At 61.1% G+C, this 17,726-nt stretch carries 16 protein-coding genes and 1 other RNA gene; 8 read left to right on the forward strand and 9 right to left on the reverse strand.

The window, feature by feature from the left end; all coding sequences use genetic code 11:
- Nucleotides 1-7: 7 nt before the first annotated feature.
- Both AC1Q6D_RS19470 and ffs read left to right on the forward strand, forming a co-directional pair.
- A complete protein-coding gene (locus AC1Q6D_RS19470; protein ID WP_103402639.1) occupies nucleotides 8-1,174 on the forward strand; it encodes a zinc-binding metallopeptidase family protein in 1,167 nt (388 codons plus the stop codon).
- Between the two features lie 230 nt (nucleotides 1,175-1,404).
- An RNA gene (gene ffs / locus AC1Q6D_RS19475) (signal recognition particle sRNA small type) lies at nucleotides 1,405-1,501 on the forward strand.
- Nucleotides 1,502-1,670: 169 nt separating this feature from the next.
- Here the strand turns inward: ffs and AC1Q6D_RS19480 are convergent.
- Nucleotides 1,671-1,997, reverse strand: coding sequence for a helix-turn-helix domain-containing protein (locus AC1Q6D_RS19480; protein ID WP_047531444.1), 327 nt, complete (start codon nucleotides 1,995-1,997; stop codon nucleotides 1,671-1,673).
- 287 nt (nucleotides 1,998-2,284) lie between these two features.
- Between AC1Q6D_RS19480 and AC1Q6D_RS19485 the strand changes: the two genes are divergently transcribed.
- Nucleotides 2,285-4,021: a putative bifunctional diguanylate cyclase/phosphodiesterase gene (locus tag AC1Q6D_RS19485; protein WP_103402640.1), complete on the forward strand. Its 1,737-nt coding sequence runs from the start codon at nucleotides 2,285-2,287 to the stop codon at nucleotides 4,019-4,021.
- Here AC1Q6D_RS19485 and AC1Q6D_RS19490 read toward each other — a convergent pair.
- On the reverse strand, nucleotides 3,988-4,740 hold the full coding sequence (locus AC1Q6D_RS19490) for a substrate-binding periplasmic protein (protein WP_103402641.1): 753 nt from the start codon (nucleotides 4,738-4,740) through the stop codon (nucleotides 3,988-3,990). The two genes, AC1Q6D_RS19485 and AC1Q6D_RS19490, sit on opposite strands and share 34 nt — an antisense overlap.
- A 137-nt stretch (nucleotides 4,741-4,877) precedes the next feature.
- Here AC1Q6D_RS19490 and dnaX point away from each other — a divergent pair, with 137 nt between their 5' ends.
- From dnaX to AC1Q6D_RS19515, 5 genes are all read left to right on the forward strand, one after another.
- Nucleotides 4,878-6,926, forward strand: coding sequence for a DNA polymerase III subunit gamma/tau (gene dnaX, locus AC1Q6D_RS19495; protein WP_103402642.1), 2,049 nt, complete (start codon nucleotides 4,878-4,880; stop codon nucleotides 6,924-6,926).
- Nucleotides 6,927-6,993: 67 nt separating this feature from the next.
- On the forward strand, nucleotides 6,994-7,332 hold the full coding sequence (locus AC1Q6D_RS19500; protein ID WP_008028561.1) for a YbaB/EbfC family nucleoid-associated protein: 339 nt from the start codon (nucleotides 6,994-6,996) through the stop codon (nucleotides 7,330-7,332).
- Between the two features lie 176 nt (nucleotides 7,333-7,508).
- The gene (gene curA / locus AC1Q6D_RS19505; protein ID WP_103402643.1) at nucleotides 7,509-8,543 is read left to right on the forward strand and encodes an NADPH-dependent curcumin/dihydrocurcumin reductase; all 1,035 of its coding nucleotides are present in this window, start codon (nucleotides 7,509-7,511) and stop codon (nucleotides 8,541-8,543) included.
- A gap of 70 nt (nucleotides 8,544-8,613) precedes the next feature.
- Nucleotides 8,614-9,216, forward strand: coding sequence for a recombination mediator RecR (gene recR / locus AC1Q6D_RS19510; RefSeq protein WP_008050204.1), 603 nt, complete (start codon nucleotides 8,614-8,616; stop codon nucleotides 9,214-9,216).
- Between the two features lie 136 nt (nucleotides 9,217-9,352).
- Nucleotides 9,353-10,501, forward strand: a complete 1,149-nt coding sequence (locus AC1Q6D_RS19515; protein WP_103402644.1) for an acyl-CoA dehydrogenase family protein — start codon at nucleotides 9,353-9,355, stop codon at nucleotides 10,499-10,501.
- Nucleotides 10,502-10,629: 128 nt separating this feature from the next.
- Here the strand turns inward: AC1Q6D_RS19515 and AC1Q6D_RS19520 are convergent, their stop codons facing one another.
- The 7 genes from AC1Q6D_RS19520 to AC1Q6D_RS19550 all read right to left on the reverse strand — a co-directional run bounded on the left by AC1Q6D_RS19520 (nucleotide 10,630) and on the right by AC1Q6D_RS19550 (nucleotide 17,722).
- Nucleotides 10,630-11,178, reverse strand: a complete 549-nt coding sequence (locus tag AC1Q6D_RS19520; RefSeq protein ID WP_047538938.1) for an adenine phosphoribosyltransferase — start codon at nucleotides 11,176-11,178, stop codon at nucleotides 10,630-10,632.
- 78 nt (nucleotides 11,179-11,256) lie between these two features.
- Nucleotides 11,257-11,991 carry a fumarate/nitrate reduction transcriptional regulator Fnr gene (gene fnr, locus AC1Q6D_RS19525; protein WP_103402645.1) on the reverse strand — a complete coding sequence of 245 codons (735 nt, stop codon included), beginning with the start codon at nucleotides 11,989-11,991 and terminating at the stop codon, nucleotides 11,257-11,259.
- Nucleotides 11,992-12,084: 93 nt separating this feature from the next.
- Nucleotides 12,085-13,467, reverse strand: coding sequence for an oxygen-independent coproporphyrinogen III oxidase (gene hemN, locus AC1Q6D_RS19530; RefSeq protein WP_047538932.1), 1,383 nt, complete (start codon nucleotides 13,465-13,467; stop codon nucleotides 12,085-12,087).
- A 193-nt stretch (nucleotides 13,468-13,660) separates the two neighbouring features.
- Complete coding sequence (locus AC1Q6D_RS19535; RefSeq protein WP_090463798.1) at nucleotides 13,661-14,344, reverse strand: sulfite exporter TauE/SafE family protein; 684 nt, start codon at nucleotides 14,342-14,344, stop codon at nucleotides 13,661-13,663.
- Complete coding sequence (gene ccoS / locus AC1Q6D_RS19540; RefSeq protein WP_103402647.1) at nucleotides 14,337-14,555, reverse strand: cbb3-type cytochrome oxidase assembly protein CcoS; 219 nt, start codon at nucleotides 14,553-14,555, stop codon at nucleotides 14,337-14,339. Before ccoS ends, AC1Q6D_RS19535 begins: the two co-directional genes overlap by 8 nt.
- Nucleotides 14,556-14,577: 22 nt before the next feature.
- Nucleotides 14,578-17,028, reverse strand: a complete 2,451-nt coding sequence (locus AC1Q6D_RS19545; protein WP_103402648.1) for a heavy metal translocating P-type ATPase — start codon at nucleotides 17,026-17,028, stop codon at nucleotides 14,578-14,580.
- Between the two features lie 154 nt (nucleotides 17,029-17,182).
- Entirely contained in the window at nucleotides 17,183-17,722 is a 540-nt protein-coding gene (locus AC1Q6D_RS19550) for a FixH family protein (RefSeq protein WP_103402649.1), read from the reverse strand.
- Between the last annotated feature and the right edge of the window lie 4 nt (nucleotides 17,723-17,726).

Here is a 17,726-nt window from a genome sequence, read left to right on the forward strand (position 1 = left end):
GATCGCCATGTACCGCTACTTCGACCAGCTCAGCTCACGCATCGCTGCGCCTGTCATCGGCGAAAGTTCTCGCAATGGCAAGGTCTGGCCGTGCCGTTGCGGGCAATCATTGTTCTTTCGCAACAGCCAGTGCCTGGCCTGTTCGGCAGCGTTGGGTTATCACCCGTCGCTCGGCTGTGTCTCCTCGCTGCAACCGGGCTGGCAATCCGATACCTGGTTGCTCGATGTCGACCCTGCCATGGGCGTGTTTCGCCGGTGTGCCAATCTCGATTCCCCGGCAGCCTGTAACTGGCTGTTGCCCGCCAACGATCACGATGCCTTGTGCATCGCCTGCAGCCTGAATCGCACCATCCCCGATCTGTCGATGGCCGAGAACCACGAGCGCTGGCACAAGGTCGAAACCGCCAAGCGGCGCCTGATTGCACAATTGGTCAGCCTCGGGCTGCAGGTCATCCCGAAAACTGTCGACGAAGACACCGGCCTGGCCTTTGACGTTATCGGCATGGATCTGGAGGGCAAGCCGCCGACCACGGGTCACGCCAACGGCTTGATCACACTGGATATCAATGAGGCCGACGACGTCCATCGCGAACGGGTGCGCGTGCAAATGCACGAACCCTATCGCACCTTGCTCGGGCATTTTCGTCACGAAGTCGGGCATTACTACTGGGACCGGTTGATCGCCAGCAGTGATTGGCTCGAAGCCTTTCGCGATGTGTTCGGTGATGAGCGCGCCAGCTACGCCGAGGCCCTGGAGGGGCATTATCAACAAGGCGCACCGCTTGACTGGCAGCAGCATTGCGTCAGCGCCTACGCCACCATGCACCCCTGGGAGGACTGGGCGGAAACCTGGGCTCACTACTTGCACATGATGGACGCGGTGGACACGGCGCTGGGCTTTGGCATGAGTGCCCGGGAAATGGATTTCGACTACCAGCCGTTTCCTTCCAGCACCCTTTATGATCCTCAGCACCCTGGTGCCGAGGCGTTCCTGTCCTTCGTCAACGCATGGATCGAACTGGCTGGCATGCTCAATGAGCTGTCGCGCAGCATGGGTCAGCCAGATTTTTACCCTTTTGTATTGCCGTCGGCGGTGATTACCAAGCTGCACTTCATTCACCTGGTCATCCAGCGGGAGGGCGGCAGGGCAGATGATGTGCTGCAGGATCTGTAGGCGCGAGCCCGCTCGCGAAGAGCGGGGGGGGCGACGCGTTAATCCAGGCAGTGCGTGTCATTGTCAGTGCCTATTGCAAGCAAGCTCGCTTCTGCATGGACTGATTTTTATCGTTGTCGCATGTCCTTGACGCTGCTCATATTTTTTAATCCGCTCGAACGGTTGTAACTTCGCCGCAGATAGGTACAATGGCGCGGCTCGCCGTCAGGTGAGCGTCGTTATGGTGACCCCATCGGTCCCCCCGCAACGATTACCCGTGAACCTGGTCAGATCCGGAAGGAAGCAGCCACAGCGGGAACATTGTGTGCCGGGGTGTGGCTGGTGGGGTTGCCTCCATAACGCACCGCGAGCCCTCTCTCGCGTTATCTGTTCAAACACACTCTTCATTGCGCTGCCATGGATCTTGTCCATTGCGGTTTTTTGTCGTCTGCGATTTGCGGTTCAGGTGCAAAAAAGGAGGCCGACCTGTCGAGTGCGACAGGTCGGCCTCTCTTTTTCATTTTCTGCCATTAGGCTTGGACAAGGCCTGGTCAACCGCTGCAATCAGCTTTCCCAGATCATTTGGGGTTGCTTTATGAATGACATCGAACAGATACGCCCGCTGTTCATCTTCATCGCCCAAATCTGCGAAAAAGGCTTTCAGCTTCACGCCCAGCACATCGGCTAGTTGGAACAGAACGTCCACGCTGGGGGTATAGGTGCCGGTTTCGAAGCGGCTGATGGTTTTGGGGTCAAAACCGGTTCTTTCGCCAAGTTCAGCCTGAGTAAGCCCCGCGACCTTGCGGTAGCGCCGGATGGCTGGACCCAAACTTGAAATTTGCATTACTCAATTCCCATTTAGAATCAAGAACTTAACGATAGATTTTTGCATTAGACAACTGCTTGATCCATCACCTTGCTTTGCAAAATGTGATGTGTTTCGTAGAATTGCCCGCCAGTCAGGGCTTCAGTGACCGGATTTCATAAATTTGAATAATGTGAATAAGCCAGCACGGCACGCGCTCGGGCAGTTGCGTTCCTGTTAAACCAGCTCTCTAAACCTGCCGAATTTACCCTTGTTGGTGTTGCGTCCTTGAATCAGGCGACCGCCAGCAACAGCGAGTCTGACTCATGGATGAGAAATACCGCAGGGCCGTCGATGCCGCCGCTATCTTTTCCGAGACCGACCTTTCCGGCCGGATCACCCACGTCAACGATCAGTTCTGCGCCATTTCCGGCTACAGCCGTGAGGAACTGCTCGGGCAGAACCACCGCATGCTTAATTCCGGCATCCACTCCACTGAGTTTTTTGCCGGAATGTGGCGCACCATCGCCTTGGGAGGCGTCTGGAAGGGCGTAATCTGCAATCGCGCCAAGGACGGCAGCCTGTATTGGGTCGAAAGCTCCATGGTGCCCTTGCTCGACAGCGTCACCGGACGGGTCGAGCGTTATGTCTCCATACGCTTTGACATCAGTGAGAAGCATCAGTTGCTGCATTCCCTCCAATGGCGGGTCGGGCACGATGTCCTGACCGGGCTGCCCAATCGCGTGTTTCTCTCGGAACTGCTGGATCAGGCCCTGGAATTCTCGAGCCAGGAGAGTATCCCGCTGGCGGTATGCATGCTCGATCTCGATGGCTTCAAGGCCGTCAACGATAGTTACGGGCATGCCAGTGGCGATCTGTTGCTGGTGGAAGTGGCCAGACGTCTGCGCGACATCGTGCGCGGCGAGGATGTGGTGGCGCGGCTGGCCGGTGACGAATTCGTGCTCATATTGCGTTATGTGCGCGATCTGGCAGAGCTGCGTGCGGCGCTGAACCGGGTGCTGGGGACGATCTCGGTGCCGTATTCGGTGCACGGCAAAGACATCAATGTGTATGCCAGCATTGGCGTCACGCTGTTCCCCCACGACAACGAAGACGCTGAAACCCTGCTACGCCACGCCGATCAAGCCATGTACGTAGCCAAGCAGAGCGGGCGCAAGCGTTTTCATGTGTTTGACGTGTCACGGGATCGCGAAGGCAAGGCTACGCACCAGACGGTCGAACGGGTGCGTCAGGCGCTGGCCGCCGATGAACTGCGCCTGCATTTTCAGCCCAAGGTCAATATGCGCCGTGGTGAGGTCGTGGGTTTCGAAGCCCTGCTGCGCTGGGAGCATCCGCAGGATGGCCTGGTGGCGGCGAAGGAGTTTCTGGCGCTGGTTGAAGAGACAGACCTTATTATCGATATCGGTGAATGGGTCATGGATCAGGTGTTGTCTCAGTTGGATCGTTGGCAGCAGGCCGGGCATGACTGGCCGGTCAGCGTCAATATCGCCGCGCGGCATTTTCAGCGAGCGGATTTTGTCGAGCGGCTCGGAAACCTGCTTTCGCGCTACGCACGGGTCGCACCGAAAAAACTCGACCTGGAAATCGTCGAGTCGGTCGCCATCGAGAACATTCAGCACGTCAGTGACTGTCTGCGAGCCTGCCAGGCAATGGGGGTGCAGTTTTCATTGGGCGATTTCGGTACCGGTTATTCATCCCTGAGCTACCTCAAGCGCCTGCGCACCCAAACCATCAAGATCGATAAATCTTTTGTGCGCGACATATTGCATGACCACGACGACCTGGCCCTCACGTCCGCAGTGATTGGCCTGGCGCGGGCGTTTGGTCGGCAGGTCATTGCCGAAGGGCTGGAAAGTGTCGAGCACGGTGAGTTGTTGCTGCAGTTGGGCTGCGAAGTGGCACAGGGCTATTTCATTGCCCGGCCGATGCCGCCCGCAGACATACCGGACTGGGTCGCGGGTTTTGTCGCGCCTGCGCAATGGCGGCTCATGGATGAAACGGCCCGGGATCAGGGATTGGCTTCGGACTTGCTGCCAATGTAAAGCCCGATGATGTCGTCGATCTCGCCGGACATTTTCATCCGCAGCAAGGTGCGCAGGATCCGTTGCACCGGCACGTCGGGATCGTTGCGCACATAGCAGCCTACGTGCTGTACCTGCAGCACCGCGACACTCTGCAGTCGCTGCTCTGGCAACAGGCGCTGATTGAACCACTCCAGCGACCATTGATTGCTGACGGCGTACCGATTGCGCCCCGCCTGGAGCTTTTGCAGCACCTGTTCCTGATTGCGAGCGTCGTCGCGGTGCAACTGGCTGCTATCGAACAGCGGCTGCAGGGTCGGATAGCTATAGCCGAGCACCGTGCCGATGGACTGGTGCGATAAATGCTCCGGACTCACCGAGGCGGGGCCGGGAGGGCGACTGATCAGCATGTCGGGTTGGGTCCAGAGCGGGATACTCCAGATGTAGTCGCCGGACTGGTTCGGCAACCAGGACTGCGCGGCATAGCAGCGGATATCGACCTCGCCGTGCTCCATGGCGCTCTGCACCCGTGCCCGAGGCAATACGTGAAATTCCGCCGGGACGCCGACCTGGGTCGCGAGTCTGAGCATCACGTCGTACAGAATGCCCTGGGTCGGTTGGCCATGTTCCAGTTGCACCATCGGCATCGCCCAACTGTCGGGCACCACAAAGCGCAACGGTGCACCGGCGGCCGCTCCGTTCTGGCTGATCAACAGCAGTGCCCCCAAGGCCAGCCGCATAAACGCTCCAATGGATCTTTGAAACAAATAGCCCCCAAAATCGAGCTTAGCCAGATTAGACGAGCGCACCGGATGCAATTTTGCCCTTGCTCCGCTAGCATTAGCCGCTTCAGCTTCCTTCGTTGCGACGGTTTTCGATGAGTTATCAGGTTCTTGCACGTAAATGGCGTCCGCGCTCGTTCCGCGAAATGGTCGGCCAGACCCATGTGCTCAAGGCTCTGATCAATGCCTTGGACAGCCAGCGGCTGCACCACGCCTACCTGTTCACCGGTACGCGCGGGGTCGGCAAGACCACCATCGCGCGAATTATCGCCAAATGCCTGAACTGTGAAACAGGTATCACTTCAACGCCTTGCGGCGAGTGCTCGGTGTGTCGCGAAATCGATGAAGGCCGTTTCGTCGACCTGATCGAGATCGACGCCGCGAGCCGCACCAAGGTCGAGGACACCCGCGAACTGCTCGACAACGTGCAGTACGCCCCAAGCCGCGGACGCTTCAAGGTTTACCTGATCGACGAAGTGCACATGCTCTCCAGCCATTCCTTCAATGCGCTGTTGAAAACCCTCGAAGAGCCGCCACCCTACGTCAAGTTCATCCTGGCCACCACTGATCCGCAGAAACTTCCTGCAACGATTCTCTCCCGGTGCCTGCAGTTTTCCCTGAAGAACATGACCCCGGAGCGCGTCGTCGAGCATTTGACCCACGTGCTGGGCGTCGAGAACGTGCCGTTCGAAGACGATGCACTGTGGTTGCTGGGGCGCGCCGCCGATGGTTCGATGCGCGACGCCATGAGCCTGACCGACCAGGCGATTGCCTTTGGTGAGGGCAAGGTCATGGCCGCCGATGTCCGGGCAATGCTCGGGACACTCGATCACGGGCAGGTCTATGACGTCCTGCATGCGCTGATCGAAGGCGATGCCAAGGCGTTGCTCGAAGCCGTTCGGCATTTGGCCGAACAAGGCCCGGACTGGAACGGCGTGCTCTCGGAAATTCTCAACGTGCTGCACCGTGTCGCCATCGCCCAGGCCTTGCCTGAAGGCGTCGATAACGGCCATGGCGATCGGGACCGCGTGCTGGCACTGGCCCAGGCGCTGCCGGCCGAAGACGTGCAATTCTATTACCAGATGGGCCTGATCGGCCGTCGCGACTTGCCACTGGCGCCGGACCCCCGCGGCGGCTTCGAAATGGTGTTGCTGCGAATGCTCGCCTTCCGGCCCGCCGACACCGCGGATGCCCCGAGGCAACCGCTAAAGCCAGTGGGGATCAGCCAGGCCACAGTTGATTCCGCCAAATCCGTGGCTGCCGCGCCCGTTGTTGCGCCGGTAGTCGCTGCGGCAGTTGCACCCGTGGCGCCCGCACCTGTCGTGGCTTCGGTAGCGTCGCCTGAGCCAGAACCGCGGGTCGAGGCGGTCGTGGTCGAAGAAGTGGTCGACCTGCCGTGGAATGATCCGGTCGAACCGGAAGTCGTTCAGCAGCCAGCGGTCGAGCCGGTACTGGAAACCGCCAGCGAACAACCCGAATTGCCTCCGATGCCGTTGCCGACGCCTGACAGCGTAGTGCCGGACGCGCCGGAGTGGGCCGCCGCGCCTATTCCGGAACCTTCGGTGGCCGAGGTCGATGCCGCCACGCCGGGCATGGACCTGGACGACGAGCCGCCGCTGGATGAGGACTACATCGAGCCGGACATGGACTCCGCCTACAGCTACCTCGACGAACTGGCCAGCGAGCACGCCGCCGAGCCTGCCGCCGAACCGGAGCCCGAGCCTGCCGCCGCGCCGGCCACGGGACTGGCCCTGCAATGGCTGGAACTGTTCCCGAACCTGCCGATCTCCGGCATGACCGGCAGCATCGCCGCCAACTGCACGCTGATCGCCGTTGATGGCGACAATTGGCTGTTGCACCTGGACCCGGCCCACAGCGCCTTGTTCAACGCCACCCAGCAACGCCGCCTCAACGATGCGTTGAATCAGTACCACGGGCGTACGCTGACCCTGACCATGGAACTGATCAAGCCCGAGCAGGAAACCCCGGCCCAGGCTGCGTCGCGCCGTCGTGCCGACCGCCAGCGCGAGGCCGAGGAGTCGATCCATGGCGATCCGTTCATCCAGCAAATGATGCAGCAGTTCGGTGCGGTGATCCGTAACGATACTATTGAACCTGTCGAAGCTCTGGTCAGTCAGGGCTAATAACTGAGGGCGTTCGGCCAGCAGGGCCGGGCGCTGTTTTTATCCAAGTACTTTTGAGGTGATTCCCATGATGAAAGGTGGCATGGCCGGCCTGATGAAGCAGGCGCAGCAGATGCAGGAAAAAATGGCCAAGATGCAGGAAGAGCTGGCCAATGCCGAAGTCACCGGCAAGGCCGGTGGCGATATGGTTACCGTGGTCATGACCGGTCGTCACGACGTCAAGCGCGTGACCATCGACCCAAGCCTGGTCGAAGGCCTGAGCGAAGATGACAAGGAAATGCTCGAAGCGGTGTTCGCGGCAGCGGTCAACGACGCCGTGCGCAAGATCGAAGCCAACAGCCAGGACAAAATGTCCGGCATGACCGCAGGCATGCAATTGCCACCGGGCATGAAACTGCCGTTCTGATTCGTCTTCGGGCGTCAGATGAGCAACAAGAAATGCCAGGCATCGCGCCTGGCATTTTTGTTTCCGGCTGCTCGCGATGGCGTCCACTCGGCAAAACGGAAGAATCATCGAACGCAGCACCGCCACAAAGGTCTTCTCCCTGTACCACCGAACTCAACGATCAAGGAGACGCTGACATGTCCGACCCCATGACCCTCAACCAACGTATCGTCCTGGCCTCCCGCCCGGTGGGTGCGCCGACGCCCGAGAATTTCCGCCTGGAGCGGGTCGCGTTGCCCGAACTGGCTGAGGGTGAGGTATTGCTCAAGACCCTTTATCTGTCGCTGGACCCGTACATGCGCGGGCGCATGAGTGATGCGCCGTCGTACGCCGCGCCGGTGGAAATCGGTGGGGTGATGACGGGCGGCGCCGTCAGCCGGGTCGAGCGTTCGCTCAATCCCAGGTTCCAGGAAGGCGATCTGGTGGTCGGCGCCACGGGTTGGCAAAGCCATAGCATCAACGACGGTCGCACTATTGTGCCGGTGCCGTCGGGTCTGCCGAGCCCGTCGATGGCCCTGGGGGTCCTCGGCATGCCGGGCATGACCGCTTACATGGGCTTGATGGACATTGGCCAGCCGAAGTCCGGCGAAACGCTGGTGGTCGCGGCCGCATCGGGCGCAGTCGGCTCGGTGGTCGGGCAGGTGGCGAAGATCAAGGGCTTGCGCGTGGTGGGCGTGGCCGGTGGCGCAGACAAGTGCCGCTACGTGGTTGAGGTGTTGGGCTTCGACGCCTGTATCGACCACAAGAGCCCAGACTTCGCCGATGAGCTGGCCCGGGCCTGCCCCAAAGGCATCGATATCTATTATGAAAACGTCGGCGGCAAGGTGTTCGACGCGGTCGTGCCACTGCTCAATCCCAAGGCGCGGATTCCGCTCTGTGGGTTGATCGCTTCGTACAACGCCAGCGAGGCGCCGAGCGGCCCGGATCGCTTGCCGCAATTGCAGCGCACGCTGCTGACCAAGCGCGTACGAATTCAGGGCTTCATCGTGTTCGACGACTATGGCGACCGTCAGCCGGAATTCGTCAGTGCCATGGCGCCGTGGGTGCGCGATGGCAAGGTCAAGTTCCGCGAAGACGTGGTCGAGGGTCTGGAGCAGGCGCCCGAGGCGTTCATCGGTCTGCTGGAAGGGCGTAACTTCGGCAAACTGGTGGTGCGGGTCGCAAAAGACTGACGCTGCAATTTGACGCTAATCAGAGGCGCGGGTATAAACCGCGTCTCGTTGTTTTGTCGGATTTTTCCCCATGAGCTTCAGCCCTTTGATTCGCCAACTGATCGATGCCCTGCGAATTTTGCCTGGTGTAGGTCAGAAAACCGCCCAGCGCATGGCGTTGCAGTTGCTCGAACGTGATCGCAGCGGCGGCTCGCGCCTGGCGTTGGCCTTGAGTCAGGCCATGGAAGGTGTCGGTCATTGCCGTTTGTGCCGCACCTTGACTGAAGATGACCTTTGCCCGCAATGCGCGGACACTCGCCGCGACGACACCCTGCTTTGTGTGGTGGAAGGACCGATGGATGTCTACGCCGTAGAGCAGACCGGGTTTCGCGGTCGCTACTTCGTGCTCAAGGGCCACCTGTCGCCACTCGACGGGCTGGGGCCGGAGGCCATCGGCATTCCGCAATTGATGGCGCGAATCGAGGAGGCGGGCACGTTTGCCGAAGTCATTCTCGCCACCAACCCGACCGTGGAAGGTGAAGCAACTGCGCATTACATCGCCCAATTGCTCAGCAGCAAAGGCCTGATTGCCTCGCGCATCGCCCATGGCGTTCCACTGGGTGGCGAGTTGGAACTGGTGGATGGCGGAACGCTGGCGCATTCGTTTGCCGGGCGTAAGCCGATCAGCTTGTGATGTGTGTCGTTCGGGTTGAGGTCATCGCGAGCCTGATCGCGATGGCGTCGCCTCGGTCCCCTTGATTCACACAATCCTGTTGAAAACCAAGCAAGCGCTCGGTTAACGTCGCTGAACCCTTCAGTGGAGTTCGCCGATGCCTGCCTTCCAGGAATACTTCGACCCCAGCCACCAATTGGTCCGCGACAGCGTCAGACGTTTCGTCGAGCGCGAGATTCTTCCGGACATCGACCAGTGGGAAGAAGCCGAAAGCTTCCCCCGCGAGCTTTACCTCAAGGCCGGTGCGGCGGGCATTCTCGGCATTGGTTACCCCGAGAGCCTGGGTGGCAGCCACCAAGGCGATCTGTTCGCCAAGGTCGCCGCCAGCGAAGAGTTGATGCGCTGTGGCTCGGGCGGCCTGGTGGCGGGGCTTGGCTCGCTGGACATCGGCCTGCCGCCGATTCTCAAGTGGGCCAGGCCTGAGGTGCGTGATCGGGTTGTGCCGCAGGTGTTGTCCGGCGAGAAAATCAGCGCTTTGGCCATCACCGAACCCGGCGGCGGTTCCGACGTTGCCAACCTGCAGACCCGCGCCGTGCGTGACGGTGACTTTTACCGGGTCAGTGGCAGCAAAACCTTTATCACCAGCGGCGTGCGCGCGAATTTCTACACGGTCGCCGTGCGAACCGGTGAGCCGGGTTTCGCCGGCATCAGCCTGTTATTGATCGAGAAGGGCACACCCGGTTTCACCGTGGGACGTCAGTTGAAGAAAATGGGTTGGTGGGCGTCGGACACCGCTGAACTGTTCTTCGACGATTGCCGGGTGCCTGTAGGCCATTTGATCGGCAGCGAGAACATGGGCTTCGCCTGCATCATGGGCAACTTCCAGAGCGAGCGCCTGGCCCTGGCCTTGATGGCCAACATGACCGCTCAACTGGCGCTGGAGGAAAGCCTGAAATGGGCGCGGGAGCGTGAGGCCTTTGGCAAGCCCATCGGCAAGTTCCAAGTGATCAAACACCGCCTCGCCGAAATGGCCACGGCACTGGAGGTGTCGCGCGAATTCACCTACCGCCAGGCAGCGAAAATGGCCGCGGGGCAGAGCGTCATCAAGGAAATTTCCATGGCCAAGAATTTTGCGACGGACACGGCAGATCGCATCACCTCGGAGGCGGTGCAGATTCTGGGTGGCATGGGTTACATGCGCGAAAGCCTTGTGGAGCGGTTGTACCGGGATAACCGGATTCTTTCGATCGGCGGCGGTACGCGGGAAGTGATGAACGAGATCATCAGCAAGCAGATGGGGCTATGACAGGCTTTGGATTGATGTTGTAGCGACCGACGCTATCGCGAGCAGGCTCGCTCCCACAGAATTTTGTGAACTCCACAAATCCAATGTGGGAGCGAGCCTGCTCGCGATGGCGTTAGTGCACGCGCCGCTTACCTGTCGGTCAGCGCAAACTGCGTCAGGCAGAACGTCGCAATTCCCATGTCTTGCAGGCGCTGCGACCCGCCCAGCTCCGGCAAATCAATAATCGCCGCCGCTTCATGCACCCGCGCGCCCATGCGGCGGATCAGGTTAGCCGCTGCAATCAGGGTGCCGCCGGTGGCGATCAGGTCATCGAACATCACCACTGAATCGCCTTCGCAGAGGCTGTCAGCGTGCACTTCCAGAAAGGCTTCACCGTATTCGGTCGCATAGCCTTCGGCCAACACATCGGCGGGCAGCTTGCCTTGCTTGCGGAACAGCACCAGCGGTTTGTTCAACTGATAGGCCAGCACCGAACCAATCAGGAAACCACGGGCATCCATGGCGCCGATGTGGGTGAAATCAGCCTCGACATAGCGATGGGCAAAGCTGTCCATCACCAGGCGCAGGGCCGTGGGCGATTGGAACAGCGGGGTGATGTCACGAAAAATCACCCCCGGCTTGGGGAAGTCGATCACGGGGCGAATGAGGGATTTGATGTCGAAGGAGTCGAAGGCCATCGTCAAGGTGTCCTGGCAGGGCTGCAAACGGCGCAGTATACCCGCGGCTGAAACGGTTCGCTCAACCACGGATCGAGATCAGCCTTCGATCGAGCCGCCCGCGAGTGCACAGAGCTGGATCGGATCGAGAATCTGGATTTCCTTGCCTTCGGCGGCGATCAGTTCGTTCTGCTGGAAGCGCGTGAACACCCGCGAAACGGTTTCCACCGCCAGGCCCAGGTAGTTACCGATTTCGTTGCGGGACATGCTCAGGCGGAACTGATTGGCCGAGAATCCACGGGCGCGAAAACGTGCCGACAGGTTGACCAGGAATGTGGCGATTCGCTCGTCAGCGGTCTTTTTCGACAGCAGCAGCATCATCTGTTGATCGTCGCGAATCTCGCGGCTCATCACTCGCATCAGCTGACGGCGCAGCTGCGGCAGTTGCAGGGCCAGTTCGTCGAGACGTTCGAAGGGGATTTCACAGACCGACGTGGTTTCCAGCGCTTGTGCCGACACCGGATGTTTCTCGGTGTCCATGCCCGACAAGCCAACCAGTTCACTCGGCAAGTGAAAACCGGTGAGCTGTTCTTCGCCGACATCGCTCAGGTTGAACGTTTTCAACGCACCGGAGCGTACGGCATAAACGGAGTCGAAGGTGTCACCCTGGCGGAACAGAAACTCGCCTTTTTTCAGCGGGCGTCCACGTTTGACGATTTCATCCAGGGCATCCATGTCTTCCAGGTTGAGCGAAAGTGGCAAACACAGAGGGGCCAGGCTGCAATCCTTGCAATGGGCCTGATTATGAGCACGCAACTTTACTGGCTCAGACATTTCTTCAATCCTTGTGGGAAAACACGCGTAAGACGTAAGGGTAACCCACCGAAGGACATGGAGGCCAGTGTATGGCGGATTTGCCGGTCAGGCTTAGATCACGCGGGAAAACCGTTGGCGATTGTGATGTTCCAGGTACGCATCAAAAACCATGCACACCGAGCGTACCAGCAGGCGGCCGGCCGGCAGCACGGTGATTCGTTCATTGTCGAGTTCGATCAGGCCATCCTTGGCCATATTGTGGAGCTGTGGCCACAGCTCGCCGAAATAGCCCTGAAAGTCGATGTTGAAGGCTTGTTCGATCTGGGCGAACTCCAGGCTGAAATTGCAGATCAGTTGCTGAATGACTGCGCGCCGCAGCCGGTCATCGGCGTTGCACAACAGGCCGCGGCTGGTGGCCAGCTGTGAAGAGTCCAAAGCGCTCTGGTACTGATTCAGGTCGCTGCTGTTCTGGCAGTACAAGTCGCCGATCTGGCTGATCGCCGACACGCCCAGCCCGATCAAATCGCAATGTCCGTGGGTGGTGTAGCCCTGGAAGTTGCGTTGCAGGGTCGATTCTTCCTGGGCAATCGCCAGTTCGTCGTCCGGCAGGGCGAAGTGGTCCATGCCGATGTAGCGATAACCGGCCGCCGTCAGTTGCTCGATGGTGCGCTGCAACATTTCCAGTTTCTGCGCGGGCGTCGGCAGCTCGTTGCTGTTGATCCGCCGTTGCGGCATGAAACGTTCCGGCAGGTGAGCGTAGTTGAACACCGAAAGACGATCGGGTTGCAGGTTGATGACTTCTTCGACGGTGCGGGCGAAGTTGTCCGGGGTCTGTCTTGGCAAGCCGTAGATCAGGTCGATGTTGATCGAGCGAAATTGCAAGGTGCGGGCGGCGTCGATCACGGCGCGGGTTTCTTCAAGACTTTGCAGCCGATTGACGGCACGCTGCACCGCGGGGTCGAGGTCTTGCAGGCCGATACTGACCCGGTTGAACCCCAGCTCCCGGAGCAACCCCATGGTCGACCAGTCGGCCTCGCGGGGGTCGATCTCGATACCGTAGTCGCCGGAATCGTCGTCCAGCAGATTGAAATGTTTGCGCAGGTGAGCCATCAGCTGACGCAGTTCGTCGTGACTGAGAAAGGTTGGCGTACCGCCACCAAAGTGCAGTTGCTCGACTTTTTGCGCGGGGTCGAGGTGGCAGGCGATCAACTGGATTTCCTGTTCCAGGCGCTGCAGGTAGGGCTGGGCGCGGCCGCGATCCTTGGTGATGACTTTGTTGCAGGCGCAGTAGTAACAGATGTTGGCGCAGAACGGCACATGCACATACAGCGACAACGGGCGCTGGGACTTGCGGCTGTCGCGCAGGGCGTGAAACAGGTCGAACGTGCCGACCTGACTGTTGAATTGCACGGCGGTCGGGTAGGAGGTATAGCGCGGTCCCGCCAGGTCATAACGGCGGATCAAATCGGTATCCCAACGAATGGCGTCGAGCATCATGCGGGCGTTCCCCCGGATAGGCTGGCAGTGTCGGCCAGTCTAGGGGTTGCGTCGATTGGACATCTTGATTTGCGTCAAGGGTCGGAATTCGTGCTGTCAGTGCGGGCCTCATCGCGAGCAGGCTCGTTCCCACTTTTGGAATGCATTCCCCTGTGGGAGCGAGGCTGCTCGCGAAGGGCGCGTCGCCGATCTAGTGCCCCATGAGCCAATGCTGATGCGGCCCCGGCAAGGTCCAGATGCCGAACAGCATCACCAGCAGCCCACCGGCCATGCGCACGCTGCGCTTGCGCAAAAGCGCCGTCACCCGTTCGGCCGCCAGCCCCGTGGCGAGCAGCACCGGCCAGGTGCCCAATCCAAAAGCCAGCATCAGCAACGCACTGTCCAGCGCATTGCCCTGACTGGCCGACCACAGCAGCGTGCTGTAGACCAGGCCGCACGGCAACCAGCCCCAGAGCGCACCCAAGAGCAGCGCACGGGGCACGCTCGACACCGGTAGCAGCGTGTTGGCAACCGGCTGGATATGCCGCCACAGGCCGCGTCCGAGGCTTTCGATGCGGGTCAGGCCGCTCCACCAGCCAGCGAGGTACAGGCCCATCGCGATCAGCAGCAAACCGGCGAGCACCCGCATGAACATCGCCGCCGGACTGTTGGCCACCGCCCAGCCTGCCAGGCCGATCAACAGGCCGGCCGTGGCATAGCTGAGAATGCGCCCGAGGTTGTAGGCCAGCAGCAGGCGAAAGCGGCGGCTGCGTTGTTCCTTGGGGATCGCCAGGGTCAGCGCGCCCATCAGGCCACCGCACATGCCCAGGCAATGACCGCCCCCGAGCAGGCCGAGTATCAACGCCGAGACCAACAGTGGCGCCAATTCAAGCATGGGGCGGCACCTTGTCGTCGGGTTTGGCCGGATGGCCGCTGGCCTCGTCGACCGCAGCGGTGTGGTTCGGGTCCTGGTCGTCGAACAGGATGCTGTGGGCCGGGCCGTCGAGGTCGTCGTACTGCCCGCTGTCGACCGCCCAGAAGAAGATGTAGACAGCGATGGCCACGATCAGCAGTGCAGCCGGGATCATCACGTAAAGAGCTGGCATCTGGACTCCATGCCCGCGCGGCTCAGGCCGGTAGCGGGCGGGTTTGTGGCGTGCTACTGGTGGCGGGCGCGCTCGGCAGGCGAGTCAGGCGCAGCGCGTTCAGCACCACGGTCAGCGAACTGATGGACATACCGACCGCGGCCCATACCGGAGTGATCCAGCCGAGGGCGGCGAACGGCAACATGAGGCCATTGTACAGACCGGCCCACAGCAGGTTCTCGATGATGACCCGACGGGTGCGTCGCGCCAGGCTGAAGGCTTGCACCAGGGCATCGAGACGATTGGACAGCAGCACCGCGTCCGCACTGGTTTTCGCCAGATCGGTGGCCGAACCCATGGCCACGCTGATGTCGGCAGCCGCCAGCACCGGCACGTCGTTGACCCCGTCACCGAGCATCAAAACCTTGCGACCTTCCTTGTGCAGCTGTTGCAGGACTTGCAGCTTGTCGTCCGGGCGCAATCCGCCCCGGGCTTCGTCGATGCCTAGCTCGGCGGCGACACTGGCGACCATCGGCGAGCTGTCGCCGGACAGCAACAAGGTGTGCCAGCCACGCGCCTTGCAGGCATCCAGCAGGGCGCGGGCATCGGCACGCAGGCGGTCGTCGAGGACCAGCCACGCCAGCGGCCCCCGGGTATCGCCGAGCAACAACCATTGCCCGGCTTCATCCGGCATCGATGGCAGCGCGCTGCCACTGAGTTCGCAGACAAAACCGGGTTGGCCAATACGCAAACGTTGCTCGCCGACCCGTCCTTCGAGGCCGAGGCCGGGGGTGCTGTGCACGTCTTCGGCGGCCAGTGGCGCACGACCAAAGGCGCGGGCAATCGGGTGTTCGGAGCGGTTCTCCAGCGCGGCGGCGAGGCTCAGGCATTGATCGCTGTCCAGGGCGCCGAGAGGGCGGATCGAGCGTAACGCCAGGCGTCCTTCGGTGAGGGTGCCGGTCTTGTCGAAAATCACCGTATCGATCTGGTTCAGGCCTTCGAGCACATGGCCGCGCGTCAACAACAGCCCCAGCTTGTGCAACGTGCCGGTGGCGGCGGTGAGGGCCGTCGGCGTGGCCAGGGACAGGGCGCACGGGCAGGTCGCAACCAGCATCGCCAGGACAATCCAGAAGGCCCGCGAAGCATCCAGTTCCCACCACAGCAGGCCGATGGCGGCGGCGGCGATCAGTGACAGCAGGAGGAACCATTGCGCCGCACGGTCGGCGATTTCCGCCAGCCGCGGCTTTTCAGCCTGGGCGCGATCGAGCAGGCGGACGATGGCGGACAGACGAGTGTCCTGACCCAGGGCCTGGACTTCCACGGTCAACGCGCCTTCGACGTTCAGGGTGCCCGCAGTGACCGCATCGCCCGTGGTCCTGGCCTGTGGCAGGTATTCGCCGGTGAGCAGCGATTCATCGATGCTCGACTGGCCCTCAAGGATCTTGCCGTCGGCCGGGAGAATCGCGCCGGGGTGCACCAGCACCTGGTCGCCGACGCGCAGTTCGCTGAGCAGGATGCGTTCACTCTGACCGTCGGCACTCAGGCGCAGGCACGAGGCCGGCAGCAGATTGACCAGTTGTGCGGTGGCGGCGGCCGTGCGTTCCCGGGCGCGGCGTTCCAGATAACGCCCCGCCAGCAGGAACAGCGCGAACATGCCGACGGCGTCGAAATACAGTTCACCCACGCCGGTGATCGAGGTCCAGATTCCGGCGATGTAGGCACTGCCAATGGCCAGCGACACAGAAACGTCCATCGTCAGGTGCCGGGTGCGCAGGTCGCGCATCGCGCCTTTGAAGAAAGGTGCGCAGCTGTAGAACACGATCGGGGTGGTGAGGAACAGCGCGACCCAGCGCAGGATCGTGTGCAGTTCGGGGCTGAGGTCGATGTTGAATTCCGGCCAGGTGGCCATGGTCGCCATCATCGCCTGGAACCACAGCAATCCGGCAACGCCCAATTGACGCAGGGCCCGGCGGTTTTCGCTGGCCAGTTGTTCGCTGGCGCGGTCGGCCTGGTAGGGGTGGGCGGCGTAACCGATGTGGCGCAACTCGCCGAGCACCTGGCTCAGCGGCAATTGGGCATCGGCCCAACGCACATGCAGGCGATGGTTGGACAGGTTCAGGCGCGCTTCGGCCACGGCGGGCAGGGCACGCAGATGTTTCTCGATCAGCCAGCCACAGGCGGCGCAACTGATGCCTTCCATCAACAGTGTGGTTTCGGCGAGTTCGCCTTCGTGGCGGACAAAGGGCTGTTGCACATCCGCACGGTCGTACAGCGCCAGTTCGTCCACCAGTTGCACCGGCAGCGCTTCAGGGTTGGCCGACGCTTCGCTGCGATGCTGGTAATAGTTTTCCAGCCCACCGGCGACAATCGCCTCGGCCACCGCCTGGCAACCCGGGCAGCAGAACTCGCGGGTTTGCCCAAGAACCGCCGCGGTGAAACGGCTGCCGGCCGGGACGGGCAGGGCGCAGTGGTAGCAGGGGAGTGGGGTGGTCATCAGGTTTTCACTAGCGCCGCTGAATCTTTGTCTTCAGGAAGGGCCGCATCGCGAGCAAGCTCGCTCCCACAGGGACCATTGGTGATATCAAAATCTGCATACAACAGTGATTGACTGTGGGAGCGAGCTTGCTCGCAATGCGCGAAGCGTGGGTTTATTTTTTCAGGTCTTCCGCGCCTTGCAGCGGCTCGTCACCGAGCAGCAGGTCCTTGTCATGGCTGACCACTTCTTCTTCGAACAGACGCCATGTGTGGTCATCCTGGGTGCCGAGCAGTTCGACAAAGCGCCGGCCTTCGACCTTGTCGCTCAATTGACCGATGTAACGGCCCTGTTCGGTTTCACTGCGGGTCAGGACAATCTTGCGGTCCTTTTCCGGTTGGGTCGGCGAGATCAGGTTCAGCTCCACGGTCTTCGGCTGGCTATTGCCGTTCAAGCGCAGATCGACTTCGCCGGTCACGTCATCCAGGTGGACCGCGGCGCGCATCAGCAGGGTCTGGGCGAGCAGTTCACGGTCCAGGGAACGGTTGATGCCTTTGCCGGCCTCGTAGTAGTTGTCGTTGACCAGGTTGTCCGGGTGATTCACCGCAATGGTCACCATGGACAGGGTCAGGGTCACCGAGCAAGTCAGAATCCCGATGATGATCCACGGCCAAAGGTGCTTGTACCAAGGGCTTGCGGCGTTTGCTGCGGGCATGTTC

This window comes from Pseudomonas sp. MT92 (assembly GCF_058792515.1).

Excerpts from the sequence above, each read along its gene's own strand:
- AC1Q6D_RS19470 (WP_103402639.1), top strand. The coding sequence starts at position 8 with ATGTACCGCTACTTCGACCAGCTCAGCTCACGCATCGCTGCGCCTGTC.
- hemN (WP_047538932.1), bottom strand. The coding sequence starts at position 13,467 with ATGCTCGACGCCATTCGTTGGGATACCGATTTGATCCGCCGTTATGAC.
- AC1Q6D_RS19480 (WP_047531444.1), bottom strand. The coding sequence starts at position 1,997 with ATGCAAATTTCAAGTTTGGGTCCAGCCATCCGGCGCTACCGCAAGGTC.
- AC1Q6D_RS19500 (WP_008028561.1), top strand. The coding sequence starts at position 6,994 with ATGATGAAAGGTGGCATGGCCGGCCTGATGAAGCAGGCGCAGCAGATG.
- recR (WP_008050204.1), top strand. The coding sequence starts at position 8,614 with ATGAGCTTCAGCCCTTTGATTCGCCAACTGATCGATGCCCTGCGAATT.
- AC1Q6D_RS19490 (WP_103402641.1), bottom strand. The coding sequence starts at position 4,740 with ATGCGGCTGGCCTTGGGGGCACTGCTGTTGATCAGCCAGAACGGAGCG.
- ccoS (WP_103402647.1), bottom strand. The coding sequence starts at position 14,555 with ATGCCAGCTCTTTACGTGATGATCCCGGCTGCACTGCTGATCGTGGCC.
- curA (WP_103402643.1), top strand. The coding sequence starts at position 7,509 with ATGTCCGACCCCATGACCCTCAACCAACGTATCGTCCTGGCCTCCCGC.
- AC1Q6D_RS19485 (WP_103402640.1), top strand. The coding sequence starts at position 2,285 with ATGGATGAGAAATACCGCAGGGCCGTCGATGCCGCCGCTATCTTTTCC.
- AC1Q6D_RS19545 (WP_103402648.1), bottom strand. The coding sequence starts at position 17,028 with ATGACCACCCCACTCCCCTGCTACCACTGCGCCCTGCCCGTCCCGGCC.
- AC1Q6D_RS19535 (WP_090463798.1), bottom strand. The coding sequence starts at position 14,344 with ATGCTTGAATTGGCGCCACTGTTGGTCTCGGCGTTGATACTCGGCCTG.
- fnr (WP_103402645.1), bottom strand. The coding sequence starts at position 11,991 with ATGTCTGAGCCAGTAAAGTTGCGTGCTCATAATCAGGCCCATTGCAAG.
- AC1Q6D_RS19515 (WP_103402644.1), top strand. The coding sequence starts at position 9,353 with ATGCCTGCCTTCCAGGAATACTTCGACCCCAGCCACCAATTGGTCCGC.
- AC1Q6D_RS19550 (WP_103402649.1), bottom strand. The coding sequence starts at position 17,722 with ATGCCCGCAGCAAACGCCGCAAGCCCTTGGTACAAGCACCTTTGGCCG.
- AC1Q6D_RS19520 (WP_047538938.1), bottom strand. The coding sequence starts at position 11,178 with ATGGCCTTCGACTCCTTCGACATCAAATCCCTCATTCGCCCCGTGATC.
- dnaX (WP_103402642.1), top strand. The coding sequence starts at position 4,878 with ATGAGTTATCAGGTTCTTGCACGTAAATGGCGTCCGCGCTCGTTCCGC.